The sequence below is a fragment of the Psychrobacter sp. P2G3 genome (assembly GCF_001593285.1).
Lineage (GTDB): Bacteria > Pseudomonadota > Gammaproteobacteria > Pseudomonadales > Moraxellaceae > Psychrobacter.
The window spans coordinates 2,551,875-2,574,261 of record NZ_CP012529.1; the positions used below are offsets into that span (position 1 = coordinate 2,551,875).

Genomic DNA, 22,387 nt, shown 5'->3' on the forward strand with positions numbered 1-22,387 from the left:
TATTAGTACCGTTGAGGAATATTATGAAAAAACTACTGGCTGTAACTCCTATTATTTTGTTATTAGCAGCATGCGCAACTAACGCACCAATGAATAATGGTAATAACACTCAAGCACAAAAAGTACAAACTTTTACCTGTAATGATAACGCTAAAGTGGCTGCCGCTTATTCAGCGAACGGTAAAGTTGCCAACTTAAGCTTGACCCTGCCTAAGCTTGGCTTACGCAATAAAAGAGTTAATCTTAAACAAGCGGTATCAGGTTCTGGTGCTCGTTATATTAAGGAATCAAGCTCTAAAGCTAGCTACGAGTGGCAGACTAAAGCCAATGTTGGCGTCCTGAGTATCAGCTCAGTAAACGATCGCAAATACAGTGTTACTTGCCGACTATAAAATCAGCAGTAATATGTTTTCCTAAGCAATTTTTTTTAAGTAAACCCTCTTTCTATCATTAGGAAGACCTAAAAAAGTGCCAGTCGTTGAAATGACTGGCACTTTTTTATTAAGAAAGTTCAACGTCTACTAAATAATAATGGTACTACTCGCTACCATTATGATGCTAGTGGCGTACCTTCGGCGTTGGATACGACAGTATCAATCTGTATCAAAGCATCCATAGGAATAGCGGCGACGCCAATCACTGTTCTAGCTGGCAAGTCGCTATTGAAGAAGGTCTTATAAATATCATTTACCACATCGATATCCGTGATATCTGTAAGTTGGATAGTCATTTTCACCACATCATCCATAACATGGTCGATACTTTCTACAATAGCTTTGATATTTTCTAAGCACTGTTTGGTCTGCGCTTTTATATCACCATCGATGAGTTTATCCGTTTCAGGATTGATAGGTAATTGACCTGAGAGGTGATTGTAATGAGAGAACGCCACCGTTTGTGTTGATAGCGGGTTCTTCGGTGCTTTATCCGTATTGTTAGCCTTAATAGTGATGCCATGTTTATCTTCGGTGGCTTGTGGCGGCGTGCCATTTCCATGAGACACGATAGCATCTATCTGTACCAAAGCATCCAACTGTAAATCTGAGGCTATAACCATCGTCAGGGCCGGTAAATAGGCCGCGCTTCCATCACTGGTTGACTCTGGAAAGAATTCTTTATAAACATCATTTACCGTGTCCACATCGGCAAGATTTTTTAAAAAGATATTTACTTTGACAATTTCATGGAGAGGAACGTCGATACTTTCTAAAATCGCTTCGATGTTTTGTAAACATTGCTGCGTTTGCTCTTTGACACCACCAGCGACCAGCTCACCAGTTTCAATATCTACAGGCAGTTGCGCTGAAATGTTATTGTAATGAGAAAAAGCGATCGTATGCGGCGATACTGAATCCTTTGGTACTTGTTCGTTGTTTTTTGGCACTTTTACCAGCTCAACGGGTGCTTGCGGATAAGTGCCTTCACCGTTTGAGATTACAGCGTCCATTTGTACTAGAGCATTTTCCATGGGTAGTGCTGCTACTGCTATGACCGTCCGTGTCGGCAGATAGCCTTGAAAAAATGCGGGATAAATTGTATCTATTTCTTTAATATCAGCGATATCTTTTAAAAATATATTAATTTTGATTACATCATTCATGTCATGATCGATGCTTTCTACAATAGTTTTGATATTTTTTAGGCACTGTGCTGCCTGCACTTTTATATCATTCGCGACTAATTCACCGGTGGTAATATTGACAGGTAATTGCGCTGAAATATAGTTGTAATGCGAAAAAGCAACGGTTTGCGTAGATAGTAAGTTTTGTGGGGCAATGTCCGTGTTTCTTGATACTTTTATGATAGTGTCATTAATAGCGTGATTAATAGTGTCGTTCATATCGGTATTCCCTATTTGATATGTGTTTTTATATAAGTCTCAGTTTGATACAGTTTTATCGTGTTCTATAAAAAGCTGGTTGTGGAACAAGACGATAAAATTAAACTCAAAAAGCCGCAAGAAATCTGTGCGGCTTTTTAGATTTATCATGATAACTGGGTTGCAGCACTAGTAGAGACTAGCTAGTGAAGATCAGCTAGTAGCGATTAGCCAGCAGCCAATACCCCACCAATGATAGCAACCACGCCGCCTAATGCACGAGTAATACGGTTATCGGCTTTGAGCATCGCTGTGCCTAGACCGCGACCAACAAAGGTAATGGCTAAGGTTGCAACAACGAAGCCGGCCATATAAAGCAGTAAGCTTGAACCTTGGGTCATCTCAGTTCCGTGAGCATAACCGTGGGCGACCATAAACAGCGCAACCAAAGTGCCGCCAACAGCAGTCGGCAGTTTTGCAAGCGTCGCGATTAACACACCGACTAGCAATACTGACATGGCGATGCCTGTCTCTATCCCAGCCAAACTGACACCTGCCCAAGCAAGGCCTGCGCCCGTTATCATGCCACCGACGACAAATAAAGGCGTGCCACGTTTCATCGTGGTGTTTTGGCGGATACTCCAAAAACCAATCGCACCCATGGCTAATAAGTGGTCAAGACCCATCATCGGATGCAGTAAACCGCTAAGAAAACCATTGCTAACGTGCTCGCCATGGCCAGGGTGGGCAATGGCTAAAGTGGCCGTCAGCATCAGCCCGATAGTCATTAATAGCTTCGCCACTGGCAACTTAGTCATTTTATTCATGGTGTTCTCCCTCTGTTCTTTTTGTTTATTGTTAACTGGTATATAACTACTTTTTATATCTTGCTTGTACTATAAAGGCGTATCAGCACTGGCAGTTAAGCATTAATAGTTAAGCACTTATTCTTAAGCATCAGCGCTTATCTTTCCAGGACGACGCTCAGGTAACATGCCCTGCTTTAAGATAAAGCTAATGATTTCTTCTACGCCCACACCGTCATACAAGTTGGTGAATATAAACGGACGCTCACCGCGCATTTTTTTGGAGTCACGTTCCATCACATCTAGGGAGGCGTGTACATATTCAGCGATGTCAATTTTATTGATAATTAGCAAGTCTGATTTGGTAATACCCGGGCCGCCTTTACGAGGGATTTTGTCACCAGCAGCGACGTCGATGACGTACAGGGTTAAATCAGAAAGCTCTGGGCTAAAAGTAGCCGCTAAATTATCGCCACCAGATTCTACTAACACCAGCTCTAAGTTAGGATGACGCGTTTGCAAGTCATCGATTGCGGCTAGATTCATAGAAGCATCTTCGCGGATAGCCGTATGCGGACAGCCGCCCGTTTCCACACCAAGAATACGGTCAGCAGGCAAGGCGTCGTGCTTAAGTAAAAAATCAGCATCTTCACGGGTGTAGATGTCGTTGGTGACCACGGCAATGTCATAGTGGTCTTTTAGGGCGCTACATAACTGACGCAATAAGGCCGTTTTGCCAGAACCAACTGGCCCACCGACACCTATTCTTAAACAATGTTTCATGGCTATCTTTCCTTATATATTAGTCAAAGCGGTTATAAAATCGAAGCTGTTATAGCATTAAAGCGCTCGTAAAATAAAAACGATCAGCTTCTAAATAATCTTGAATATTGGGTTTCATGTTGAGCACTACCGAGTGCTAACCCCGGTAAAATCGGACCTAACTGCTCATCAGTTAATGCCAGCGCAGTATCAATGGCAGCGACCAGTTGCGGGCGCAATTGCTCGTTCAAACGTTGCGCAGCGGTATGACCTAATGGCATTGCTTTACAGGCCACCGCCAGTTGGTTTTCCAGCCAGCCCCAAGCAAAGCCTAGTAAGCTCTGGCGTACAGGCACTTGTCGTTGATGGGCAGTCCAAGCAAAAACGGTCACATAACCTGGCTCTTCTGGTAGCTTGGCATGACCTAAGGCTGTCTGCGGTTGCAACTCTAAACTATTGAGCAAACGCATCAATGCTTGACCCAATCGTGTGTCTTCATCGCTGAGCTCAGCGGTCTCACGATTGGCGTGTATCCAGTCGTTCCAAAAGGCAAGACCTTCACTGTCACCATTCTCCCAGCAGGTTTGCAAGCGTGCTAATACTGGTAATTCGCAGCGGGACATACCATCGTCAAGTACGCCCTCTAACCACTCGCCAAGCTGTGCCTCATTACATACCCAGCCAAGCTCAAATGCACTCTCTAGGCCTTGCGACCAAGCGAATGCACCGATTGGCAATGCAGGGCTAATCAGTTGCATCAGTCCCAGCAGCGCCAAATCGCTGGTTGCGTTTGGCTGTACGTCAGTGTGCATGGTTATGGTTGTCATTATGGGAATGTCCATGGGCATGATTGTGTTCGTGAGAGTGATCATTTGCATGTTCGCGTGCGTGCTCATGGGCATGAGAGTGTTCACGGCCAGCTTGCGCATAAGCACCAGATTCAGGGTCGAATGGCGCCTGGTGATGACTCAAGGTTGCCCCCAGCAGCACTGCCAATTCTTCTAACACATGATCTGGCGGGAACCGTACCCAATGACGCCCATCTGCATCACTACCAAGGGCGAGCGATACATGACGATTACCTAAGTGATAGCCGAGTCGTCCCAATGCCAAACCGCCCTCAACATAAGCGGTAGTGACTGGCTCATCAGCGGCGCATACTTGGATGATCTCGCCACTACTCGCTTGTAGTAAATCACCATGACGCAGTACCGGACCACGATCAAGGAACAAGCCGACATCAAGGCCGCTATCAGTCACCGCTTTTAAGCGGCCACGTATGCGCAGCTCATAAGGTAAAGTCAGGGTGTCGTGTACATCGGCCTGAGTGCTGCCGTCGATTCTCTTTATTAATTCAAGCATATTAATATCCTTACAAGCGCTTTAAAACAAATGGTAACGTTGGGCTAATGGTAATTCTGACAGTGGCTCACAAGTTAATAACACGCCATCTGCGCGAACTTCATAAGTTTGTGGATCTACTGTCAGCTCTGGGCAGGCGTCATTGAGCTTCATATCACTCTTACGCATTTGACGGACGTTTTTACATGCCACCAGCCTGCTCTTTAGACCAAGTCTTTCTTCTAATCCGGTATTCATAGCTGCTTGACTAACAAAAGTGATTCGAGTTGCGGCAGCGGCACGACCAAGCGCACCAAACATACGGCGATAATGCACAGGTTGCGGCGTAGAAATAGCCGCATTGGGATCACCCATAGCAGCGCCAGCTATCATGCCACCTTTGAGAATAATTGATGGCTTAACGCCAAAGAAGCCCGGCTTCCACAATACGAGATCTGCCAATTTATCCACTTCAACAGAACCGACTTCATGGCCAACGCCATGAGTGATGGCTGGATTAATAGTGTATTTGGCAATGTAGCGCTTCACGCGGAAGTTATCCGTACCGCGTTCTTCATCTTCTGGTAACAGACCACGTTGTAGACGCATTTTGTGCGCAGTTTGCCAAGTACGGCACACTACTTCGCCAATACGACCCATCGCTTGCGAATCAGACGAAATCATCGAAATCACACCCATATCATGCAGGATGTCTTCAGCAGCAATAGTCTCACGGCGGATACGCGAATCGGCAAAGGCAACATCTTCTGGAATACTGGGATCTAGATTATGGCATTCCATCAACATATCGAGATGCTCATCAACGGTATTAATCGTATAAGGGCGTGTCGGATTGGTAGATGATGGCAAGACATTAGGCAAGCTACAAGCGACGATGATATCAGGCGCATGACCACCGCCCGCACCTTCTGTGTGGTAGGTATGGATACAGCGGTCTTTGAACGCGGCTACCGTGTCTTCTACAAAGCCAGACTCATTTAAGCTATCGGCATGAATGGCAATCTGTATATCATAGCGATCGGCCACATCCAAAGCGTTGCTGATAGAGGCTGGTGTCGCGCCCCAATCTTCATGGATTTTTAGACTCATCGCCCCCGCTTCTACTTGTTGTATCAGCGCTTCAGGAGTACTGGCACTACCTTTACCAAGAAAACCAATATTAATGGGCAAGTCATCCACGGCTTGCATCATTTTGCCTAGATGCCAAGGGCCGGGCGTATGAGTTGTCGCAATTGAGCCAGTCGCTGGTCCCGTACCGCCGCCAATCATCGTCGTCAAGCCACTCATTAATGCTTCGTCAACCTGCTGCGGACAAATATAATGCACATGAGTGTCCACACCGCCCGCCGTCAAAATTTGACCTTCGCCCGCTATAATTTCGGTACCAGGGCCAATGACAATATCGACATCAGGTTGGGTATCAGGGTTACCAGCTTTTCCGATAGCAGCGATGCGGCCATTTTTTAGACCAACATCGGCTTTCACGATGCCCCACCAGTCGATAATGACAGCATTGGTAATGACGGTATCCATCACGGTGTCGTCGCAGCGCTGACTTTGACCCATACCATCACGAATCACCTTGCCACCACCGAACATGACCTCTTCACCATAATGCGTGTAGTCTTTTTCTATCTCGATCCACAGCTCAGTATCGCCTAAACGAATTCTATCGCCGGTCGTTGGACCATACATATCTGCATAAGCTTGGCGAGTAATTTTCATAAGGTTACTCCTGAGTCTGAGCTTTGGTTCTGACCCTGATCCTGACCTTGATCTAAGGGACCCATTACCTCACCACGGAAACCATAAATATGGCGTAAGCCTGAAAAAGGAATCAAGGGGACATCACGGTGTTGACCCGGCTCAAAACGTATCGCCATACCTGCCGCAATCGCTAAGCGGTGCCCATAAGCTTTTTTACGGTCAAAGTCTAAGGCCGCGTTGGTCTCGGCAAAGTGATAGTGAGAGCCAACTTGGATAGGACGGTCACCCGTGTTTGCGACGTTGATAGTGATAGGTTCACGATCGACACATAACTCAATGTCATCGCTCTTTAGCTGATATTCACCAGGAATCATAGCAAGTCTCCTCAGACAATAGGGTTATGAACGGTCACAAGCTTCGTGCCGTCGGGAAAGGTTGCCTCAACTTGTAGGCTTTCAATCATCTCAGCGATGCCATCCATTACGTCATCTCGGGTAAGGATTTCGCGTCCCGCACTCATCATCTCTGCCACAGTACGGCCTTCACGCGCGCCTTCCATAATGGCGCAACTGATCAGCGCTATTGATTCAGGATAATTCAGTTTGAGGCCTTTAGCCTTACGGCGCTCAGCAAGTAGCCCTGCCGTAAATAACATCAACTTATCTTTATCTCTTGGCGTTAATTCCATCGCTGACTCCTTCTTATATTATGGTTATCGTTATCGTTATCGTTTTATTGGAAGCCTATGCCATTAGCAGGCTTATGTTATTAATTATTAGTTACTAGTTATTAGTTGCTAGTTATCAATAAATAGACAGATAAAAGCGTTTGTCAGCACTTAAGCAAAAGCTCAGTCACCAATCGTTAAGTCAACCAAATTCGTGGTGTGATGGCTTTGTGTCCGGTCAATCGCGGACGCAGCACTTCTCGTGCTTGCTGAAATATATCCCAAGCTTCGTTACGCTCAACGCCTAAATAGCGTAGCAACAATACGCCGCGACGATAGGTAACTGCCCAATGATTGGCAGCGGGTATATGCTCACGTAGTGCAGTGATGGTCTCTAGCGGATCGTCCAATCCAACCGCCCATAACGTCGCATGGACGGTGGCACCGCCCTGCCCCCACATGCCAGCAAATCTTGGATGATCTGGGTCTATGCATTGGCGCTCTATCCATAATGGGCGACCATTACGAGTGAGATGAAAGCGCTGTTCGAGACGGCCACTGACGAAAGGGAGCTTGCTGGCAGGACGGCCAAGACCGAGAATCTCCCACCCCAAGCATTTAGCGTTATCTTCTAAATCAATGATGATGGTCTGCTCGCCGCGAGAGCCGTCAAAAGCGAGCGTTTCTTGCGGTAGCCATTCTAAAGTAGCGTCATTAGCGATTTTTAGATGGGTGTGCTGGTTCCAAGCAACGCCATTACTATCGGCTTTGTAAAGCTTATTGGCAGCAGGCGTCGTTAATAAAGTATGGGCGTTTGTCGCCACGGTGACATCTATATTGAGCGCATCGCCACTAGCAATACCACCAGGCGGATGCAGCAGATAAACGTGACAGCAACCATCGCGTCCTTCAGGATAGAACGGTCTTTGGACACGCAAGGGACCATAATGGCGGGCTATATTCATGCGGGTAATGCTAGTCTCAGCTTCAGCGTGAGCACCAAATCCCAACGTTAAAAATGCCGCCCAATGACGGTTGGCATCAAATTGGTGTCCTGATTCTGTAGCAGTCTGTTGTACTGTAGATTTATGAGATAAAGTCGTCATTCCGTCAAACACCTTTTTATAGGCCCAGCGCGACACACATCGCTGAATCGTTAGTCAATCCTCCTGTTAGACAGGCAATCAACTTAAAATAGCAAAATGAGCAAAATATTCACGTGCGCGGGTGAGGTCAGGTTGACAATACTGGCTTATAGTTGATTCAATTTAAAAGAGAGTCAAGGCAACCGAGTGCAGATGGTTATGTGATACTTCAAGCGAGGTTAACGCTGTTACTCTTTTATAGGGGATTGAATACATTAGCCGTCAATGAATGTCAATATATGGGCATTAATTGCCTAGAAATTGTAAAACTAATTAGTACAGGTAGATTCGATTAAATGTCAGGGTAGTAGATTATATCCCTTGATATGAATATTGGTTTTGGTCACTCAGGACTTGAAAAGAACACTTATGAGAAAACACCTATACTCTATAACTCTTATAGGTTATTAACCAAGGCTTGTCAAGATAATAATCGGAATTTAGCGAAGGACAAACTATGGTTGAATCTAAGTATTATCAGACTTCTAGCTTAATATCATTAGCCAAATCACAGCTCTCGCCAATGTAACCACAAGCGTGTGTCCAACTCAAACTGATGATAATCTGGCTCCATGTGACAGCACAATTGATAAAAAGCCTTATTATGCTCATGCTCTTTAAAATGTGCCAATTCATGCACGACAATCATGCGTAAAAACTCAGGTGGTGCTTCCTGAAACAAGCTCGCTACCGTAATACTGTTATGCGATTTTAGCTTACTGCCTTGTACACGAGACTGGGTAGTATGAATGCCCAGCGCATGCTTGAGGACTTTTAACTTGCTACTGTAACTGACGTTCGATAACTGACCAATCTTGCGCATAGATTGGTTTTTTATGTCATTTATGTATTGATAAAGTGCTTTATCGCTTTGTACTTGGTGCTGATTAGGGTACTTGTTTTCTAGGTACTCTCCTAGCCTACCATCACTAATGAGCAGTGCCGCTTGGGTTTGAATTTGCTCAGAGTAATGAGCGATGTACTTGAGTGTGGTCACAAATTTATCCTTTGCTTATATAGGGTATGTCCTAGTCAAAACACCTTAAAAATATTACGGTACTGCTGGTATAAGTTTTTTGCAGCCTCTGTCTGCGTAGGCACAGCAAGCAAAAAAAATTATACCAGCAGTATGTGATGTATCGATATTAATTTTCACTGACTAGACTTTAGAACTTGTCTGTATAGATTTTACTCTATCCCTGTTTATTTTTTTCAATAAAAAACCCCATAAGCTGCATTTAACTTATGGGGTCACCTCTTACGATATTTTTATTTGAACATTTAAAACCTATTACTTAATATCATTGTCACGCAATACTACAATAGATTGCCAATGAATCAGTTAACGCTCTAAATGTAGATACTGCAAATGGCGCTCGTACTGATTTAAGATATCGACCAATACTTGCTCTTTAGAGTAGCCAACCAAGTCATACTCTTGCGAGCCATCACTTAAGAATACCTCAGCACGATAATAGTACTCTGCGTGCTTGGTTGAGGTATTGAGCGTGAAATTAGGACGCTCAGCTTTAATCAAATTAACTTCATAAATAAAGTCATCTTCATCACCATGTCCAACTCGTAATTTTAGACCATCTATTTGACCGCTACTCTCATCCATGCCTTCATCTATATCTTGCCCGATATGTGCAGGGTTACGGATATCCAAAGACGTTTTTAGACCGCCAGCTTTAAGTTCATTTTCAACTTCAGTCATTGCAGGTCTGACCACATTTTGCAAAAACCGTTCAACTTGCGCATGTCCAGGGAAGCTAACAATACGTTGTAAACGCGCTTTCCAGCTCTTACCGCTATCAAGCACGTTTGCGGTGCCAACCGTACTGGCTTTGCGTTTATTGCCCTCTTCTTTTAATGACTTCCACATAGCCATCATATAGAGCACAAGGATAAGTGAGAAAGGCAAGCCGGCTATCACAGATACTGACTGTAATGACGCAAAGCCACCAGCGAACAGTAGACCCAAAGTAATCAAACCCGTTGCCGCTGCCCAAAACAGACGCAACCAAACTGGTGCGTCGGTATCATTGGTCATGCCTCTTGAGCTTAGATTCGCCAATACTAAAGCGCCTGAGTCAGCTGAAGTCACAAAGAATACTAGCCCGATAACCACGCCAGCGAACGACAAAACATCACTGTAAGGAAAATACTCAAACAAGGCAAACATGCCCATCGCTGCATCATTAACAGCAATTTCACCAAGCTCGGTTGCCCCATTGGCGACCAAGTCTATCGCTGAATTGCCAAAGATAGAGAACCATGCAAAAATGAAACCAAGTGGGATAAACATCACGCCGAACACAAACTCACGCAGGGTACGACCACGGCTAATACGCGCGATAAACAAGCCTACAAAAGGTGCCCAAGCGACCCACCATGCCCAGAAAAATATCGTCCAGCCTGATTTCCAATCGGCACCAGCAGTACCGTCATAGGCATACACATCAAAGGTTTTATAAATAATGGTTTGGAAATATTGACCAATACTTTGGGTAAAGGTATTCAATAGATAAACCGTATTACCCATCACTAATATCGCGATTAATAGCAATATCGAAGATAGCATGTTGAATTCGGATAAACGGCGTACGCCTTTTTCAACACCGGTCATCGCAGAGATAGCTGCGGCAGCAACCACGCCCACAATGATGAAAGTCTGTACCATTTTACTGGATTCAATACCAAAGACATGGGTCAATCCAGCATTGGCCTGTAATACCCCAATGCCTAAGCTGGTCGCAATACCCATCAGCGTACAGACGACGCCAAAGGTATCAATGCCATCACCCAGCCAGCCTTTAATTAAGCGCTCACCAAAGATAGGCGTCAGTGGTGAACGTAAGGCTAACGGCATGTTTTTACGATAAGCAAAGTACGCCAATGCCATCCCGATTAGCGCATAAATGCCCCAGCCATGTAGACCCCAATGTAAAAAAGTCTGCGCAAGTGCTTCACGCATGGCCGCCTCACTGGCAGGCTCGAGCCCCGTATGCGGCGTTAGATAATGCATCAACGGCTCAGACGCACCAAAGAACAATAAATCAATGCCGATACCAGCAGAGAACAGCATCGCGGCCCACGCTAAAAAGGGAAACTGAGCTTTTTCATGATCTTGACCAAGCTTGATATCACCATACTTGGAGAAGCCAACAAATAATGCAAATATACTATAAGCGGCAACTACCAACATGTAATACCAGCCAAAACTCTCTGATACCCATGCCATACTTGAGCTTAATAATGCCTCACTATAATCTGGAAACGCAATCGTCCAGATGATTAATAAAATAGAAATAATAGCTGAACCTAAAAAAACCGTCTTATTTAGAGTCAGGGGTTTCGTCGCATCTTTTGATGGCGAGCTGTACATAAAAGACCTCAATAGGTAAATTAAACAGGGTCTGATATTGCTTTGTCCGTCATAACCTTATGACTGATAACCGCATGAAATATAAATAACCGCATGACGCACAAAGCAGTACCAATGAATAAAATTTGCTACCTTTAAACTGTTAGAAAAATAGCAAAGCAAACGATAAACAGAGGCAGCTATAAAGGCTTCATCTGCTTAACATGAGCGCTGATAAAAAAGACCTTTACTGTGAAAGGCCTTCTTACTTGAAATCGTCTTATATTATTTATTATCCAATAGCTTATACAGTCGTTTATCCAACAGAGCTGTAATCGCGCATCGGCTCCGCTCTTAGCGGTGCGCCATTGGCGACATAATAATCTACCGTTGAGCGTGGCAGCTGCACACCGCGCATTTTATCAACGATTTTTTCGGCGAGCATAATCGTGGTCGCGTTAAGATTACCACTAATTATATTTGGCATGATAGACGCATCAACGACTCGCAAGCCACTAATACCGTGCACTAGCCCTTCTCCATTGACCACCGAATCATTACCTTCGCCCATTGGACAAGTACAAGAAGGATGATAAGCCGTCTCACTGTGGTTACGTACATATTCATCCAACTGAGCATCGGTCACCAAATCATCGGTCGGCGCAATAGCACGTCCACGATAAGGATCAAGCGCTGGCTGATGCATAATCTCACGAGTGATACGCATCGCAGCGCGGAACTCTTGCCAGTCCTGATCATGAGACATATAGTTAAATAAGATACTTGGATGCGCGCTTGGATCTTTCGAGGTCAGCTTGACGCGGCCACGACTTGGAGAGCGCAATGAACCTACGTGTGCTTGGAAACTATGAGAGTTCACTGCACTGCGGCCATCGTAACGCACCGCTAACGGTAAGAAATGATACTGAATATTAGGATGCGTAAATTTCTCATCGGTACGGATAAAGCCGCCGCCTTCGAATTGATTAGACGCGCCAAGACCAGTACCCATAAACAACCATTCAGCACCAATCGCGGGCTTATTCCACCATTTATTGGCAGGCGCAATTGAGACTGGTAGCTTACATTCGTACTGCATATACAGCTCTAAATGGTCTTGTAGATTATTACCGACACCCGGCAAATCTAAAACCTCAGTCACGCCTACATCTTTAAGCCATTGGCCAGGTCCAATGCCAGAGCGCTGCAATAGTTGCGGTGTGGCAATCGCGCCCGATGAAACAATCACTTCACGAGATGCGTAAAAATTTTTAGTTTGACCTTGATGTTCTACTTTAACGCCTACGGCACGTTTGCCATCAAAGAGAATCACATCAGTCAATGCGCCAGTCAAAATGGTGATATTGCTACGCGGTTTGGCACGGTCAAGATAACCACGCGCCGTTGATGCGCGGCGACCATTAGGTGTCACAAAGCGATCCATTGGCCCAAATCCTTCTTGCTGATAGCCATTTAGGTCATCTGTGCTTGGATAGCCAGCTTGCACGCCCGCTTCAATCATCGCTTCAAACAGCGGATTGACTCCAGGCTTTGAAGTGGTCATCTCAACCGGACCACCCACGCCATGATAATCGTTTTCGCCAGCGTCGCAGTTTTCTAGCTTTTTAAAGTAAGGCAGACAGTCTGAATAAGTCCAATCTTCTAAGCCTTTGATTTTCGCCCAATCGTCAAAATCGAGCGCATTGCCACGGATATAGCACATACCGTTAATCAACGATGAGCCACCAAGCCCTTTACCGCGACCGCAGTCCATCACGCGATTATTCATATTCGGCTCGGGATCGGTTTTGTATCCCCAGTTATAAGTCGTCCCTTGCAACGGCATGGCGAGCGCCGCTGGCATCTGGGTGCGAAAGTCTAAGCGATGGTCTGGACGACCAGCTTCTAACAGCAACACCTTAATGTTGGCATCTTCCGTCAAACGCGTAGCCAGCACATTTCCTGCTGAGCCTGCGCCAACAATGATGTAGTCATACTCAGGTGTGGTTGTTGTCATAAAATGCTCCATAATATTGAAAATAAATCATTTAATATCAGTAAGATTGAATCAAAAGGACAAATTAGCCCAAATGAATCAATCTTACTGATTAAGAATCTTCTCAATACAAATTATTAAAATACAGACTCAAACGCGCCCAACTCTACTTGAATAGATTTGGTCTGTGTATAGTGCTCAAGAGCTTCAATGCCATTCTCACGGCCAATACCCGAATGCTTATAACCACCAACTGGCATTTGCGCAGGTGATTCACCCCAAGTATTTAGCCAGCAAATACCGGCTTCAATCTGACCGATCACTCGATGTGCGCGAGTCAAATCAGCGGTTACCACCCCTGCTGCCAAGCCGTACTCGGTATCATTGGCACGGCGAATGACTTCTTCTTCGGTCTCATAAGTCAATATCGACATCACTGGGCCAAAGATTTCCTCACGTACGATAGTCATATCATCGCTGCAATCCGTAAACACAGTCGGTGCGACAAACGCGCCATTGGCAAGTTCGCCTGACGTGATACGTTCGCCGCCAGTCAATAGACGCGCGCCACCCTTTTTACCTTGCTCGATATAGCCAAGCACTCTTTCCATATGCGTAAAGCTGACCATTGGACCCATATTGATATTCTCATCCATTGGATCGCCAAGCTTAATACGCTCAACACGCGTTAAAATAGCCTCTTCAAATTTGGTTTGTAACGCTTTAGGAATAAACACGCGCGTGCCATTGGTACAGACCTGACCACTGCTATAGAAGTTCGCCATCATCGCGATGTCAGCAGCGGTATCGATATCGGCATCATCAAATATGATTAATGGCGACTTACCACCAAGCTCTAAGGTCACATCTTTAAGAGACGATGATGCCGCGCTCGACATGACTTTTTTACCAGTCGGCACACCGCCAGTAAACGATACTTTGGCAATATCAGGATGCTGGGTTAATGCTTCGCCAACTTCGTAATTACCTTGCACGACGTTAAAGACGCCATCTGGTAAGCCCGCTTCGGTAAATATTTCCGCCAGTTTTAGGGCGGTTAATGGTGTAACTTCTGATGGTTTAAAAATCATCGCATTACCAGCGGCTAATGCTGGTGCAGCCTTCCACATCGCGATTTGAATCGGATAATTCCACGCGCCAATTCCGGCGACCACGCCAAGTGGCTCCTGACGGGTATAGACAAAGCTGGTATCACGCAGCGGAATCTGACGACCTTCAATCATCGGTGCAAGACCTGCATAATACTCAATGACATCGGCACCAGTGACGATATCGACATATTTGGTCTCAGAGTAAGCTTTACCTGTGTCTTTGGTCTCAAGTAACGCCAGCACATCATTGCGTTCGCGCAGTATGGCTACTGCGTTTAATAGAATACGACTACGTTCAACTGGCGTCATCGCTGCCCAAACTTTTTGACCTTTTTGCGCCGCAATAACGGCTTCATTAATCTGCTCAGCAGTCGTTTGCTGAATGGTTGCCAGCACTTTACCCGTCGCTGGATTAATATCTTCAAAAGTAGTTAACGAGTCATCGACAGCCAGATAACGACCATTAATATAGGCGGTTTGTACTTGTTCTAAATCGATAATGTCTGTTAAGTTATTTAGGTTTGTCTTTGAATCTGTCATGAGTTCTCCTGTCGACGATTGGCAAAAGCTTTGTAAAAAAGTTAATACCGAATAATTTCGTCATTGTTTAAGTTTTAAAAAATAAAATTGGGGCTGTCCTAGATAACTAGTTCAGTTCCTTTTTAACCCATTGTTTTAGCTGACGTAATTGACGTTTCGGATCACTGTAGTTAAAACGCCACTCACATTCCTTTAAAAACAGATGGAAATGCTCTTTTGGGATGCCATTATATTTACGCATATGACGCTTTGCTTGACTCCAAAAGTTCTCTATTCCGTTAATATGATTACTGTCTTGTACAAACTCTTTTGAATGGTTAATGCGGTAATGGGTAAACTCACTGACATCAAGTGCGTTGTAACTTCTAAAGGAGTCTGTGTAAACGATACTATCAGGCTTTACTTTCTCTCTTATAATAGGGATTAAGGTATCAGCTCTGGCATTAGGGATGATACAAGCATAGACGCTACCATTGCGCTTAAGCAGTCCAAAAACAGGAACTTTGTTACCAGCACCGCGACCACGTTTGCCTTTGCGTCTGCCGCCAAAGTAGCTCTCATCAACTTCTATTTCGCCTTCTAGAAGGCCAGGTTCCTGACTATTTTCATAAATCAGTAGTCTTAGCCTGTGAAAGTAATAGCTGGCTGTTGTTTTATTAACACCCACTAAGCTTGCTGCTGTTCTTGCGGTAGAACCGGCAACAAATAGTTCGATAAGCTTAGTTTGTTTGTACCAACTTAATCTACTCTTTCTCATATGACTATCCTAGATTATTTTACTTATCTAGGACAGCCCCATAAAATTTTATATGGTTCTTTCTTAAGGTTTCTTTCTTGAGTTATTTGAGAGCGGCGTTTTAATCATTCTCAGGTTGCGTCATTTTTATCAAACGCGCGCGTAATGATTTTTTGTCCGATATATTAATTCCTGAAAAATCAGAGAGCCAAATCCCATCAGCGACCAAACGCACCATGCATAGCGTTTCGGTATTATCGGTTGCTTTATGCTTTTCCAATTGCTCATTCGACCACGCAGCCCACAACTCACGCAGCTCGCTATCACCTAGCATCAACACATATAAAGTGGCTTGATTATCAAACTCTTCCTGCCCTTTTTCGCCTAAGCTAATCGTGGCATCGATATAAGCGCGGGTAAAAGAGCCATAACGCACAGGGTCTCTCGCCATAGCTTGATTCACTTCTGCCTCAAACTTGGCCATGGCGTCATGAAAAACTTCAAGGATGAGCGCATTCTTAGTGGTAAAGTGATGCATCACGCCACCTTTGGTCACCCCGACCGCATCAGCAACGGCTTGAAAGGTCACTTTAGATAGCCCTTGCTCTAATGTGATTCGTGCTGCCTGATCTAGCAGCGCACGACGGACTACTTCTGGCTGTTTTTTACGTTTATAAGCGTTTTCTGTTTCCATATCAGTGCACCACAGAATTAGACAGTAAGTTCATTACAATGACACCGCCAACAATCATAGCAATGCCCACCACCGCTGCTGTATCAAGGCTTTGCTTAAATAACACGATGCCAACGAGCGAGGTCAAAACGATGCCCAGTCCACCCCACAATGCATAAGCAATACCAAGCGGTATGGTCTTGATGGTTTGGGTCAACAAATAAAATGAGATGGCATAAAGCACGCCCATAATCAGGGTCGGCACCAAACGCGTAAACTGCTCTGACTTTACTAAAAAGGTCGTGCCAATCACTTCACAAATGATGGCAATGGCTAGGTAACCGTAGGCAATAGCGATAGGACTCATATTTAGGATACCTGTTCAAATCAAGCATATCTTCTTGATTAAGCATGAGTTAGTAAGAATAAACTGATGAACTACACAGTAAAGAAACCATACGGTCGGTATTGTATAGAAATATTCTAGCAATGTGAAGGGCTGGTTTGTATCCTTACCATTTATAGATAGTCAAATGCATCAACTTAACATCTCGTCTCTAATAAGAGCCAGATTAGTATATAGTTGGATATAGGATTGAATATATAATTAAATATAAAGTACGTTGCGCAAAAATGATGAATGAGAATCTTTCGATTTGTTTAGGATTAATGATTAATAACTAATGATCAACAACCAATGATTAAGGTATCTAACTATGAAACGTACCAATCAACTACAGCCCCTATCACGTCAACATCACCTCGGTCTACATATAGGACGCCACGCCAAAGAATGCGCTGATAATCCTGAGCAGATCGCTGAACATTGGCAAGCGCTGTCCTCTTATATGAGCGATATGCGTCATCATTTCCAAATTGAAGATAATCTAATCGTTGCAGCTTTACTACCTCATCAATCTACTCAGCCTAAGGTCGCATCCGTACTCGATACATTGACTACGCAGCATAAACTGTTGCATGAACTAACAGCAGACATAGAAGCATCTGAAGAAAATAAAAGTGATACCGTCACTGTGCAGCAAGTTAGACAACTTGCTAACCTGCTATATGACCATGTGCGTTTTGAAGAACGTGAGCTCTTCCCTGTCGTTGAAAAATATCTAACAGAGGATGAGTTGGATGTGATTTATGAGGCGAGTCCAGACAGTATTAAGCGCTCAAATGAAAGTCGCTAAATCGAATAGTGATTAGGTTGTAAAAGCAATTCATCAACGCTGATTCAAACTTGTGATCAACGCTGATTCAACCTATTCACACTGGCAATCAGCGCCACCATAATCATGCCTACAACGATAAGAATACCTGACATCAGGTGCGCCGCTTCGTAATTGAGCGCTTCGACTTGCTCGTAGATTGCGATGGATACCACTTTGGTCTCGCCGGAGATACCGCCGCCTATCATGAGCACTACCCCAAATTCGCCAATAGTATGAGCAAAGCTAATGAGGCTGCCAAGAATAATACCCACCTTTGCTTGTGGTAGGGCGACTCTAACAAAACGTCTTAGACGGCTGGGCTCTAATAAGTGCGCCATCTCCATCACGCTTTGCGGTATGCGTAAAAATTGGGCATAGACAGGTTGGATATAGAAGGGTAAGGAATAAATAATGGAGCCGATGACTAGACCTTCAAAGGTAAATATTAAGGGGCTGATGTGGTGTTCGCTCAGCCATTTACCAATACCCATGCTAGGGCTTAGCAGGAGTAATAAGTAAAAACCAATGACGGTAGGGGGTAATACGAGTGGCATGGCGATAATGCCCATAAGTATAACTTTAAGACGTGCAATCATTTGCCCACGACTCGGCTTAGCGAGCCAATAAGCCACAGGTGTGGCAAAGAGTAATAGACATAAGGTGGTGACAGCAGCAAGTTTGATGCTGACTAAGAACGGACTGAGCATGTCTGACATTAGGGATGGGGCTATCATGATGTCATTGCTCGTTGCCGTTGGTTAGTTAGAATTAGATTATGTTCACCAGTTTATCATTGATCAATTTTGCCTACCCATTATTACTCAGCCACTTAGAAGAGTCATCCTCATAATATTCCTGCTTCCACACTGGGATGTCCGCTTTGATGGTGTCGAGTATCCATCGGCAAGCGTCAAAAGCTGGATAACGATGCGCAGAAACAACCCCCACCCATACCGCCACATCGCCTATCTCTAATGCGCCAATACGATGAATAGCAATAGCATGGGTAATCTCAAAACGCTGTTTGGCCTCTTCGATAATAGCTCGGCCTTGATTGAGCGCTAAGTCTTCATAACCATAATAAGTTAAGCGCTCAACACTGGTGGCATTATTATGATTGCGGACGCGACCTTCAAAGCATACAAAAGCACCGCAACTATCATTATCAAGGGTATTTTTAAGTCTGTCTTCATCGATAGCAATATCTAATAAAGCAAAGCCATCACGTTCAGCTAATTGGTATACTTCATCGACGCTACGCTTAATGGTCATTGAGTGGCTATGGACGTTGTCTGTCATGTGGTATCTCTATAAGTTATAGTCAGCTGAAAATAAAACTGTTATTTAAATTCAAAAGCGCTACTGGAATGGATTTTGCGCCGCCTCTGTCGGCGTAGGCACAGCACGCAAGTAAAATTTATACCAGTAGCGCTACATTTCTTTGAAAGTGTATCAGCTATATTCTATAAAGTTCTTACTCAACCACCAGCGACTGGGGTGATAAACACCACACTGTCACTATCATTGATCTGATCTGTCCATTTAGCAAAGTAATCATTCACCGCCACACGCAGCTCTGACTGCGGACGGCTAAAACGATGCTTTTGGCTAAGCTGCTGATACAACTCAGTCAATGAAGTCGAATGCTGAACGCTGACGGTTTCTTGTTGGCAGTTGGCCTCATCCGCTAGACTAGCAAAGTATAGGACGTTGATATTCATGGTGGCATCAAAGTTAGTCTCTACTTCGGCTTTGGTTTCTAACTCAATAGTACTCATAATATTCTCCATTCTTGTCAAACTATTCTGTCGTAGGGTGCTTTCTAAACACCAGAAAGCTAGGAAAGTCCTTCAAACATCTCACTTTCGACTATTTCAATATGGTAGCGTAGACTGTGACTTTAGCCCAGCATTTTGCTCTTGTAAAACTCTAAGCATGACTATAATCTGATTTGCCGCCCGTTTTTTTCACTAAACGCACGTTATCAATCACGATATCATGCGATATGGCTTTAGTCATGTCATAGATGGTCAGGCAAGCAATGCTCACAGCCGTTAGCGCTTCCATCTCAACCCCTGTCTTATGGGTGACTTTTACAGTGCCGCTGACGATAATACTATTCAGCGCATCATCATATTCAAAGGTTAAACCAATTTTATCTAATGGTAGTGGATGACATAGCGGGATCAAATCGTGGGTGCGCTTGGCGGCCATGATGCCTGCGATATGAGCCGTCTGAGTAATGCTACCCTTTTTGGTCATGCCATCAGCAGCTTTAATTTGTTGATAAATCTCGCTGGGAAAACGCACTTGTCCAACCGCGTTGGCTTCTCGTGTTGTGGCGGTCTTGCCACTGACATCCACCATGGTAATGTCGCCGTCACGGTCTAAATGCGATAAGGCAGATTGGCTCACAGCAGCTTGGTTAGCTTTTTGGGCAGTAGCACGCATTACATACTCTCTTTATCAAACGATCTCTTTGTTTTATTAGTTAACTATTAGACCGTCTTAGATGTTTAAATTATCGCTTTGGCGGCAATCAATTATTAACCAAAATCTGTTTTATAATTTAGTCATAACCTAATCATAATTTGGTCATAACTCAATCATGACTAGGATTAGTACGCATAAAGTGCGGCACAAAATTGCAAGGACGCGTACGGCTATCAAACTGCTCTTTTAAGATATTCTCCCAACCGGTGCGACATGCGCCTGATGAGCCCGGTAAGCAGAAAACCCCCGTACCATTCGCCATACCTGCTACGGCTCTCGACTGTACTGTTGACATGCCAATCTCATCTTTTGAGATCAGACGGAACATCTCACCAAAGCCATCAATCGATTTATCAAACAACACACTCACCGCCTCTGGCATGCTGTCTCTGATATAAAAACCGGTACCGCCTGTGGTAATCACGGCATGGACTTTTGGTTCGGCTATCCAATTACTAATAACGGCTCGAATCTGATAGATGTCATCGGTAATGAGCTTGCGATCAGCTAAGGTATGACCTGCTTCGGTCAAGCTATCTGCTAGATACTGCCCTGAGGTATCTTCTGCCAGCGTACGACTGTCAGAGACGGTTAGAATAGCAATGTTAAGGGGGATAAACTCGGCAGCGGGCTTGCTCATAAAGGTTTCCTTAATAGATGTAAAACTAAGTCGTTAAAAGAATAATGATTAACTTCTTATTATTAGAGATAAAAAAATATAAATCAGACTAACCTATAAATCCGACAACCTAACCACCGATAATCGATAGATTATGCATGATGCCGCTATTGGATTCATGCAAATGATGATGTTCAGGTTTGATTGGCATAAAGCGATGTAAGGTATCAACTAAACCTTGCACATCATTCTGTTGTAGATGATCTCTGATATCGTAGTTGCCTTGGTCAAATAAACACAGATGTACACGGCCTTGACTACTGACTCGCAGACGATTACAGGTATCACAGAAATGTTCAGCGTAAGGGGCTATCATGCCAATACGTCCTAAATAGTCTGGATGACTATACTCTACTGCTGGACCATCGCTACTACCACGCTCGTGAGGTTGCCAGCCATGCTCTATAAGATAGTCGATGATGGTGTCAGAATGGGCATGCTGGGCAAAGAACAAATCGCTGTTATCACTGGTTTGCATAAATTCAATAAAGCGGTAAGTGACAGGTCTGTCTTTGACATAGTCGATGGCGGTGACTAGATTCTCAAAAGCGGTCTCTGCCATAAGCACACTGTTTATCTTAAGTTTGATATCCGTGGTTTGGAGCAGTGTATCCATATCGACGAGCAGTTGCGGTAAGGTATTAAAGCCTGTCATTTTATGAAAGGTAGCGGCATCAAAGCTATCCATACTAATATTGAGCTGATTCAATCCAGCAGCTTGCCAACTGGCTAGGTGTTTACCAAGCTTATAACCGTTACTGGTCATGGCAACGGTTTCTATGCCTTCGGTTTGTTTAATGGTTTGAATAATCTCAACGACGTCGCGGCGAATGGAGGGTTCACCGCCTGTGATTCTGACCTTTTTAGTACCAACTTGGGCAAAACCGCGAATAAGCGTGGCAATTTCAGGGATGCTGAGCTCGTCATCAGGGCGCTTGCCTTGGTAGCCATTGGGTAGACAGTATTCACAGCGAAAGTTGCAGAAGTCGGTGATGGACAGACGCAAGTAAGTCAGACGACGAGAGAAGCCATCGGTTAGAGGCTGCGTAACTATATCAGGATTTGCAAAAGAGGTTGATGGAACAGCAGGCGAAATAGGTGCGTACCCATCAGGAGCATGGGGCGTATAAAGAGATACACTCTCTATAGTTGGGGCGAGATAGTTCATAGGTAATTACCGTAATATTGAATATGTTGTGTGCTCTAAGCGTTGCCTCAGGTTGTGAATAGGAAAAGTTCTGTTTAAAGCTTATTATGACAAATAAAGCGCAAATACAAAATAACCCTAAGTAACCTGAAGTCTACC

24 protein-coding genes are annotated in these 22,387 nt (G+C 44.4%); 2 read left to right on the plus strand and 22 right to left on the minus strand.

The genetic code is table 11. The annotated features are described in order from the left end of the window. Positions 1–23: 23 nt before the first annotated feature. Positions 24–392: an MliC family protein gene (locus tag AK823_RS10335; protein WP_068328944.1), complete on the plus strand. Its 369-nt coding sequence runs from the start codon at positions 24–26 to the stop codon at positions 390–392. Positions 393–550: 158 nt separating this feature from the next. On the opposite strand, the gene AK823_RS10340 is transcribed toward AK823_RS10335, so the two are convergent. The 16 genes from AK823_RS10340 to AK823_RS10415 form a co-directional block, all read right to left on the minus strand. After that, entirely contained in the window at positions 551–1,840 is a 1,290-nt protein-coding gene (locus AK823_RS10340; protein ID WP_228138849.1) for a RidA family protein, read from the minus strand. 206 nt (positions 1,841–2,046) lie between these two features. Then, positions 2,047–2,646 carry a HupE/UreJ family protein gene (locus AK823_RS10345; protein ID WP_068328947.1) on the minus strand — a complete coding sequence of 200 codons (600 nt, stop codon included), beginning with the start codon at positions 2,644–2,646 and terminating at the stop codon, positions 2,047–2,049. A 123-nt stretch (positions 2,647–2,769) separates the two neighbouring features. Continuing rightward, on the minus strand, positions 2,770–3,408 hold the full coding sequence (gene ureG, locus AK823_RS10350; protein ID WP_068328950.1) for an urease accessory protein UreG: 639 nt from the start codon (positions 3,406–3,408) through the stop codon (positions 2,770–2,772). Positions 3,409–3,491: 83 nt separating this feature from the next. Further along, positions 3,492–4,214: an urease accessory UreF family protein gene (locus AK823_RS10355; RefSeq protein WP_228138850.1), complete on the minus strand. Its 723-nt coding sequence runs from the start codon at positions 4,212–4,214 to the stop codon at positions 3,492–3,494. Next, the gene (ureE, locus tag AK823_RS10360; RefSeq protein WP_068328954.1) at positions 4,189–4,749 is read right to left on the minus strand and encodes an urease accessory protein UreE; all 561 of its coding nucleotides are present in this window, start codon (positions 4,747–4,749) and stop codon (positions 4,189–4,191) included. Before ureE ends, AK823_RS10355 begins: the two co-directional genes overlap by 26 nt. A gap of 21 nt (positions 4,750–4,770) precedes the next feature. Further along, positions 4,771–6,474: an urease subunit alpha gene (gene ureC / locus AK823_RS10365; protein WP_068328956.1), complete on the minus strand. Its 1,704-nt coding sequence runs from the start codon at positions 6,472–6,474 to the stop codon at positions 4,771–4,773. Beyond that, a complete protein-coding gene (locus AK823_RS10370; protein ID WP_068328958.1) occupies positions 6,471–6,830 on the minus strand; it encodes an urease subunit beta in 360 nt (119 codons plus the stop codon). The genes ureC and AK823_RS10370 overlap by 4 nt, the downstream gene beginning before the upstream one ends. Positions 6,831–6,841: 11 nt before the next feature. Continuing rightward, complete coding sequence (gene ureA, locus AK823_RS10375) at positions 6,842–7,144, minus strand: urease subunit gamma (RefSeq protein WP_068328960.1); 303 nt, start codon at positions 7,142–7,144, stop codon at positions 6,842–6,844. A 176-nt stretch (positions 7,145–7,320) separates the two neighbouring features. Further along, complete coding sequence (locus tag AK823_RS10380) at positions 7,321–8,229, minus strand: urease accessory protein UreD (protein ID WP_068328962.1); 909 nt, start codon at positions 8,227–8,229, stop codon at positions 7,321–7,323. A gap of 547 nt (positions 8,230–8,776) precedes the next feature. Beyond that, on the minus strand, positions 8,777–9,265 hold the full coding sequence (locus AK823_RS10385; RefSeq protein WP_068328964.1) for a M48 family metallopeptidase: 489 nt from the start codon (positions 9,263–9,265) through the stop codon (positions 8,777–8,779). A 345-nt stretch (positions 9,266–9,610) separates the two neighbouring features. Continuing rightward, on the minus strand, positions 9,611–11,656 hold the full coding sequence (betT, locus tag AK823_RS10390) for a choline BCCT transporter BetT (RefSeq protein WP_068328966.1): 2,046 nt from the start codon (positions 11,654–11,656) through the stop codon (positions 9,611–9,613). 295 nt (positions 11,657–11,951) lie between these two features. Further along, positions 11,952–13,652, minus strand: a complete 1,701-nt coding sequence (gene betA, locus AK823_RS10395) for a choline dehydrogenase (protein WP_068328968.1) — start codon at positions 13,650–13,652, stop codon at positions 11,952–11,954. A gap of 116 nt (positions 13,653–13,768) precedes the next feature. Beyond that, a complete protein-coding gene (gene betB / locus AK823_RS10400; protein WP_068328970.1) occupies positions 13,769–15,283 on the minus strand; it encodes a betaine-aldehyde dehydrogenase in 1,515 nt (504 codons plus the stop codon). A gap of 106 nt (positions 15,284–15,389) precedes the next feature. Continuing rightward, a complete protein-coding gene (locus AK823_RS10405; protein WP_068325289.1) occupies positions 15,390–16,040 on the minus strand; it encodes an IS1595 family transposase in 651 nt (216 codons plus the stop codon). Positions 16,041–16,140: 100 nt separating this feature from the next. Continuing rightward, on the minus strand, positions 16,141–16,713 hold the full coding sequence (locus tag AK823_RS10410) for a TetR/AcrR family transcriptional regulator (protein WP_068328972.1): 573 nt from the start codon (positions 16,711–16,713) through the stop codon (positions 16,141–16,143). A 1-nt stretch (position 16,714) separates the two neighbouring features. Next, a complete protein-coding gene (locus tag AK823_RS10415) occupies positions 16,715–17,059 on the minus strand; it encodes a multidrug efflux SMR transporter (RefSeq protein ID WP_068328974.1) in 345 nt (114 codons plus the stop codon). 349 nt (positions 17,060–17,408) lie between these two features. On the opposite strand from AK823_RS10415, the gene AK823_RS10420 reads away from it, so the two are divergent. Then, positions 17,409–17,888: a hemerythrin domain-containing protein gene (locus AK823_RS10420; RefSeq protein WP_068328977.1), complete on the plus strand. Its 480-nt coding sequence runs from the start codon at positions 17,409–17,411 to the stop codon at positions 17,886–17,888. Positions 17,889–17,944: 56 nt separating this feature from the next. On the opposite strand, the gene modB is transcribed toward AK823_RS10420, so the two are convergent. The 6 genes from modB to moaA form a co-directional block, all read right to left on the minus strand. Further along, positions 17,945–18,643 (minus strand): molybdate ABC transporter permease subunit, encoded by a 699-nt coding sequence (gene modB, locus AK823_RS10425; protein ID WP_068328978.1) that lies wholly within the window; start codon positions 18,641–18,643, stop codon positions 17,945–17,947. Between the two features lie 73 nt (positions 18,644–18,716). After that, complete coding sequence (locus AK823_RS10430; RefSeq protein WP_068037210.1) at positions 18,717–19,208, minus strand: molybdenum cofactor biosynthesis protein MoaE; 492 nt, start codon at positions 19,206–19,208, stop codon at positions 18,717–18,719. Between the two features lie 179 nt (positions 19,209–19,387). Continuing rightward, the gene (locus AK823_RS10435; RefSeq protein ID WP_068328983.1) at positions 19,388–19,687 is read right to left on the minus strand and encodes a MoaD/ThiS family protein; all 300 of its coding nucleotides are present in this window, start codon (positions 19,685–19,687) and stop codon (positions 19,388–19,390) included. A gap of 151 nt (positions 19,688–19,838) precedes the next feature. After that, positions 19,839–20,360: a cyclic pyranopterin monophosphate synthase MoaC gene (gene moaC / locus AK823_RS10440; protein ID WP_068328985.1), complete on the minus strand. Its 522-nt coding sequence runs from the start codon at positions 20,358–20,360 to the stop codon at positions 19,839–19,841. Between the two features lie 151 nt (positions 20,361–20,511). Continuing rightward, the gene (moaB, locus tag AK823_RS10445) at positions 20,512–21,042 is read right to left on the minus strand and encodes a molybdenum cofactor biosynthesis protein B (protein WP_068328896.1); all 531 of its coding nucleotides are present in this window, start codon (positions 21,040–21,042) and stop codon (positions 20,512–20,514) included. Positions 21,043–21,151: 109 nt separating this feature from the next. Then, a complete protein-coding gene (gene moaA, locus AK823_RS10450; protein WP_068328989.1) occupies positions 21,152–22,249 on the minus strand; it encodes a GTP 3',8-cyclase MoaA in 1,098 nt (365 codons plus the stop codon). Positions 22,250–22,387: the final 138 nt, after the last annotated feature.

Bases quoted from the DNA above. Each gene is read 5' to 3' on its own strand.
- AK823_RS10370 (WP_068328958.1), bottom strand. From the start codon at position 6,830: ATGATTCCTGGTGAATATCAGCTAAAGAGCGATGACATTGAGTTATGT.
- betT (WP_068328966.1), bottom strand. From the start codon at position 11,656: ATGTACAGCTCGCCATCAAAAGATGCGACGAAACCCCTGACTCTAAAT.
- moaB (WP_068328896.1), bottom strand. From the start codon at position 21,042: ATGAGCAAGCCCGCTGCCGAGTTTATCCCCCTTAACATTGCTATTCTA.
- AK823_RS10340 (WP_228138849.1), bottom strand. From the start codon at position 1,840: ATGAACGACACTATTAATCACGCTATTAATGACACTATCATAAAAGTA.
- moaC (WP_068328985.1), bottom strand. From the start codon at position 20,360: ATGCGTGCTACTGCCCAAAAAGCTAACCAAGCTGCTGTGAGCCAATCT.
- ureG (WP_068328950.1), bottom strand. From the start codon at position 3,408: ATGAAACATTGTTTAAGAATAGGTGTCGGTGGGCCAGTTGGTTCTGGC.
- AK823_RS10435 (WP_068328983.1), bottom strand. From the start codon at position 19,687: ATGAGTACTATTGAGTTAGAAACCAAAGCCGAAGTAGAGACTAACTTT.
- AK823_RS10410 (WP_068328972.1), bottom strand. From the start codon at position 16,713: ATGGAAACAGAAAACGCTTATAAACGTAAAAAACAGCCAGAAGTAGTC.
- modB (WP_068328978.1), bottom strand. From the start codon at position 18,643: ATGATAGCCCCATCCCTAATGTCAGACATGCTCAGTCCGTTCTTAGTC.
- AK823_RS10380 (WP_068328962.1), bottom strand. From the start codon at position 8,229: ATGACGACTTTATCTCATAAATCTACAGTACAACAGACTGCTACAGAA.
- AK823_RS10415 (WP_068328974.1), bottom strand. From the start codon at position 17,059: ATGAGTCCTATCGCTATTGCCTACGGTTACCTAGCCATTGCCATCATT.
- AK823_RS10335 (WP_068328944.1), top strand. From the start codon at position 24: ATGAAAAAACTACTGGCTGTAACTCCTATTATTTTGTTATTAGCAGCA.
- ureE (WP_068328954.1), bottom strand. From the start codon at position 4,749: ATGCTTGAATTAATAAAGAGAATCGACGGCAGCACTCAGGCCGATGTA.
- ureC (WP_068328956.1), bottom strand. From the start codon at position 6,474: ATGAAAATTACTCGCCAAGCTTATGCAGATATGTATGGTCCAACGACC.
- betB (WP_068328970.1), bottom strand. From the start codon at position 15,283: ATGACAGATTCAAAGACAAACCTAAATAACTTAACAGACATTATCGAT.
- AK823_RS10345 (WP_068328947.1), bottom strand. From the start codon at position 2,646: ATGAATAAAATGACTAAGTTGCCAGTGGCGAAGCTATTAATGACTATC.
- AK823_RS10420 (WP_068328977.1), top strand. From the start codon at position 17,409: ATGAAACGTACCAATCAACTACAGCCCCTATCACGTCAACATCACCTC.
- AK823_RS10405 (WP_068325289.1), bottom strand. From the start codon at position 16,040: ATGAGAAAGAGTAGATTAAGTTGGTACAAACAAACTAAGCTTATCGAA.
- AK823_RS10430 (WP_068037210.1), bottom strand. From the start codon at position 19,208: ATGACAGACAACGTCCATAGCCACTCAATGACCATTAAGCGTAGCGTC.
- AK823_RS10355 (WP_228138850.1), bottom strand. From the start codon at position 4,214: ATGACAACCATAACCATGCACACTGACGTACAGCCAAACGCAACCAGC.
- moaA (WP_068328989.1), bottom strand. From the start codon at position 22,249: ATGAACTATCTCGCCCCAACTATAGAGAGTGTATCTCTTTATACGCCC.
- ureA (WP_068328960.1), bottom strand. From the start codon at position 7,144: ATGGAATTAACGCCAAGAGATAAAGATAAGTTGATGTTATTTACGGCA.
- betA (WP_068328968.1), bottom strand. From the start codon at position 13,652: ATGACAACAACCACACCTGAGTATGACTACATCATTGTTGGCGCAGGC.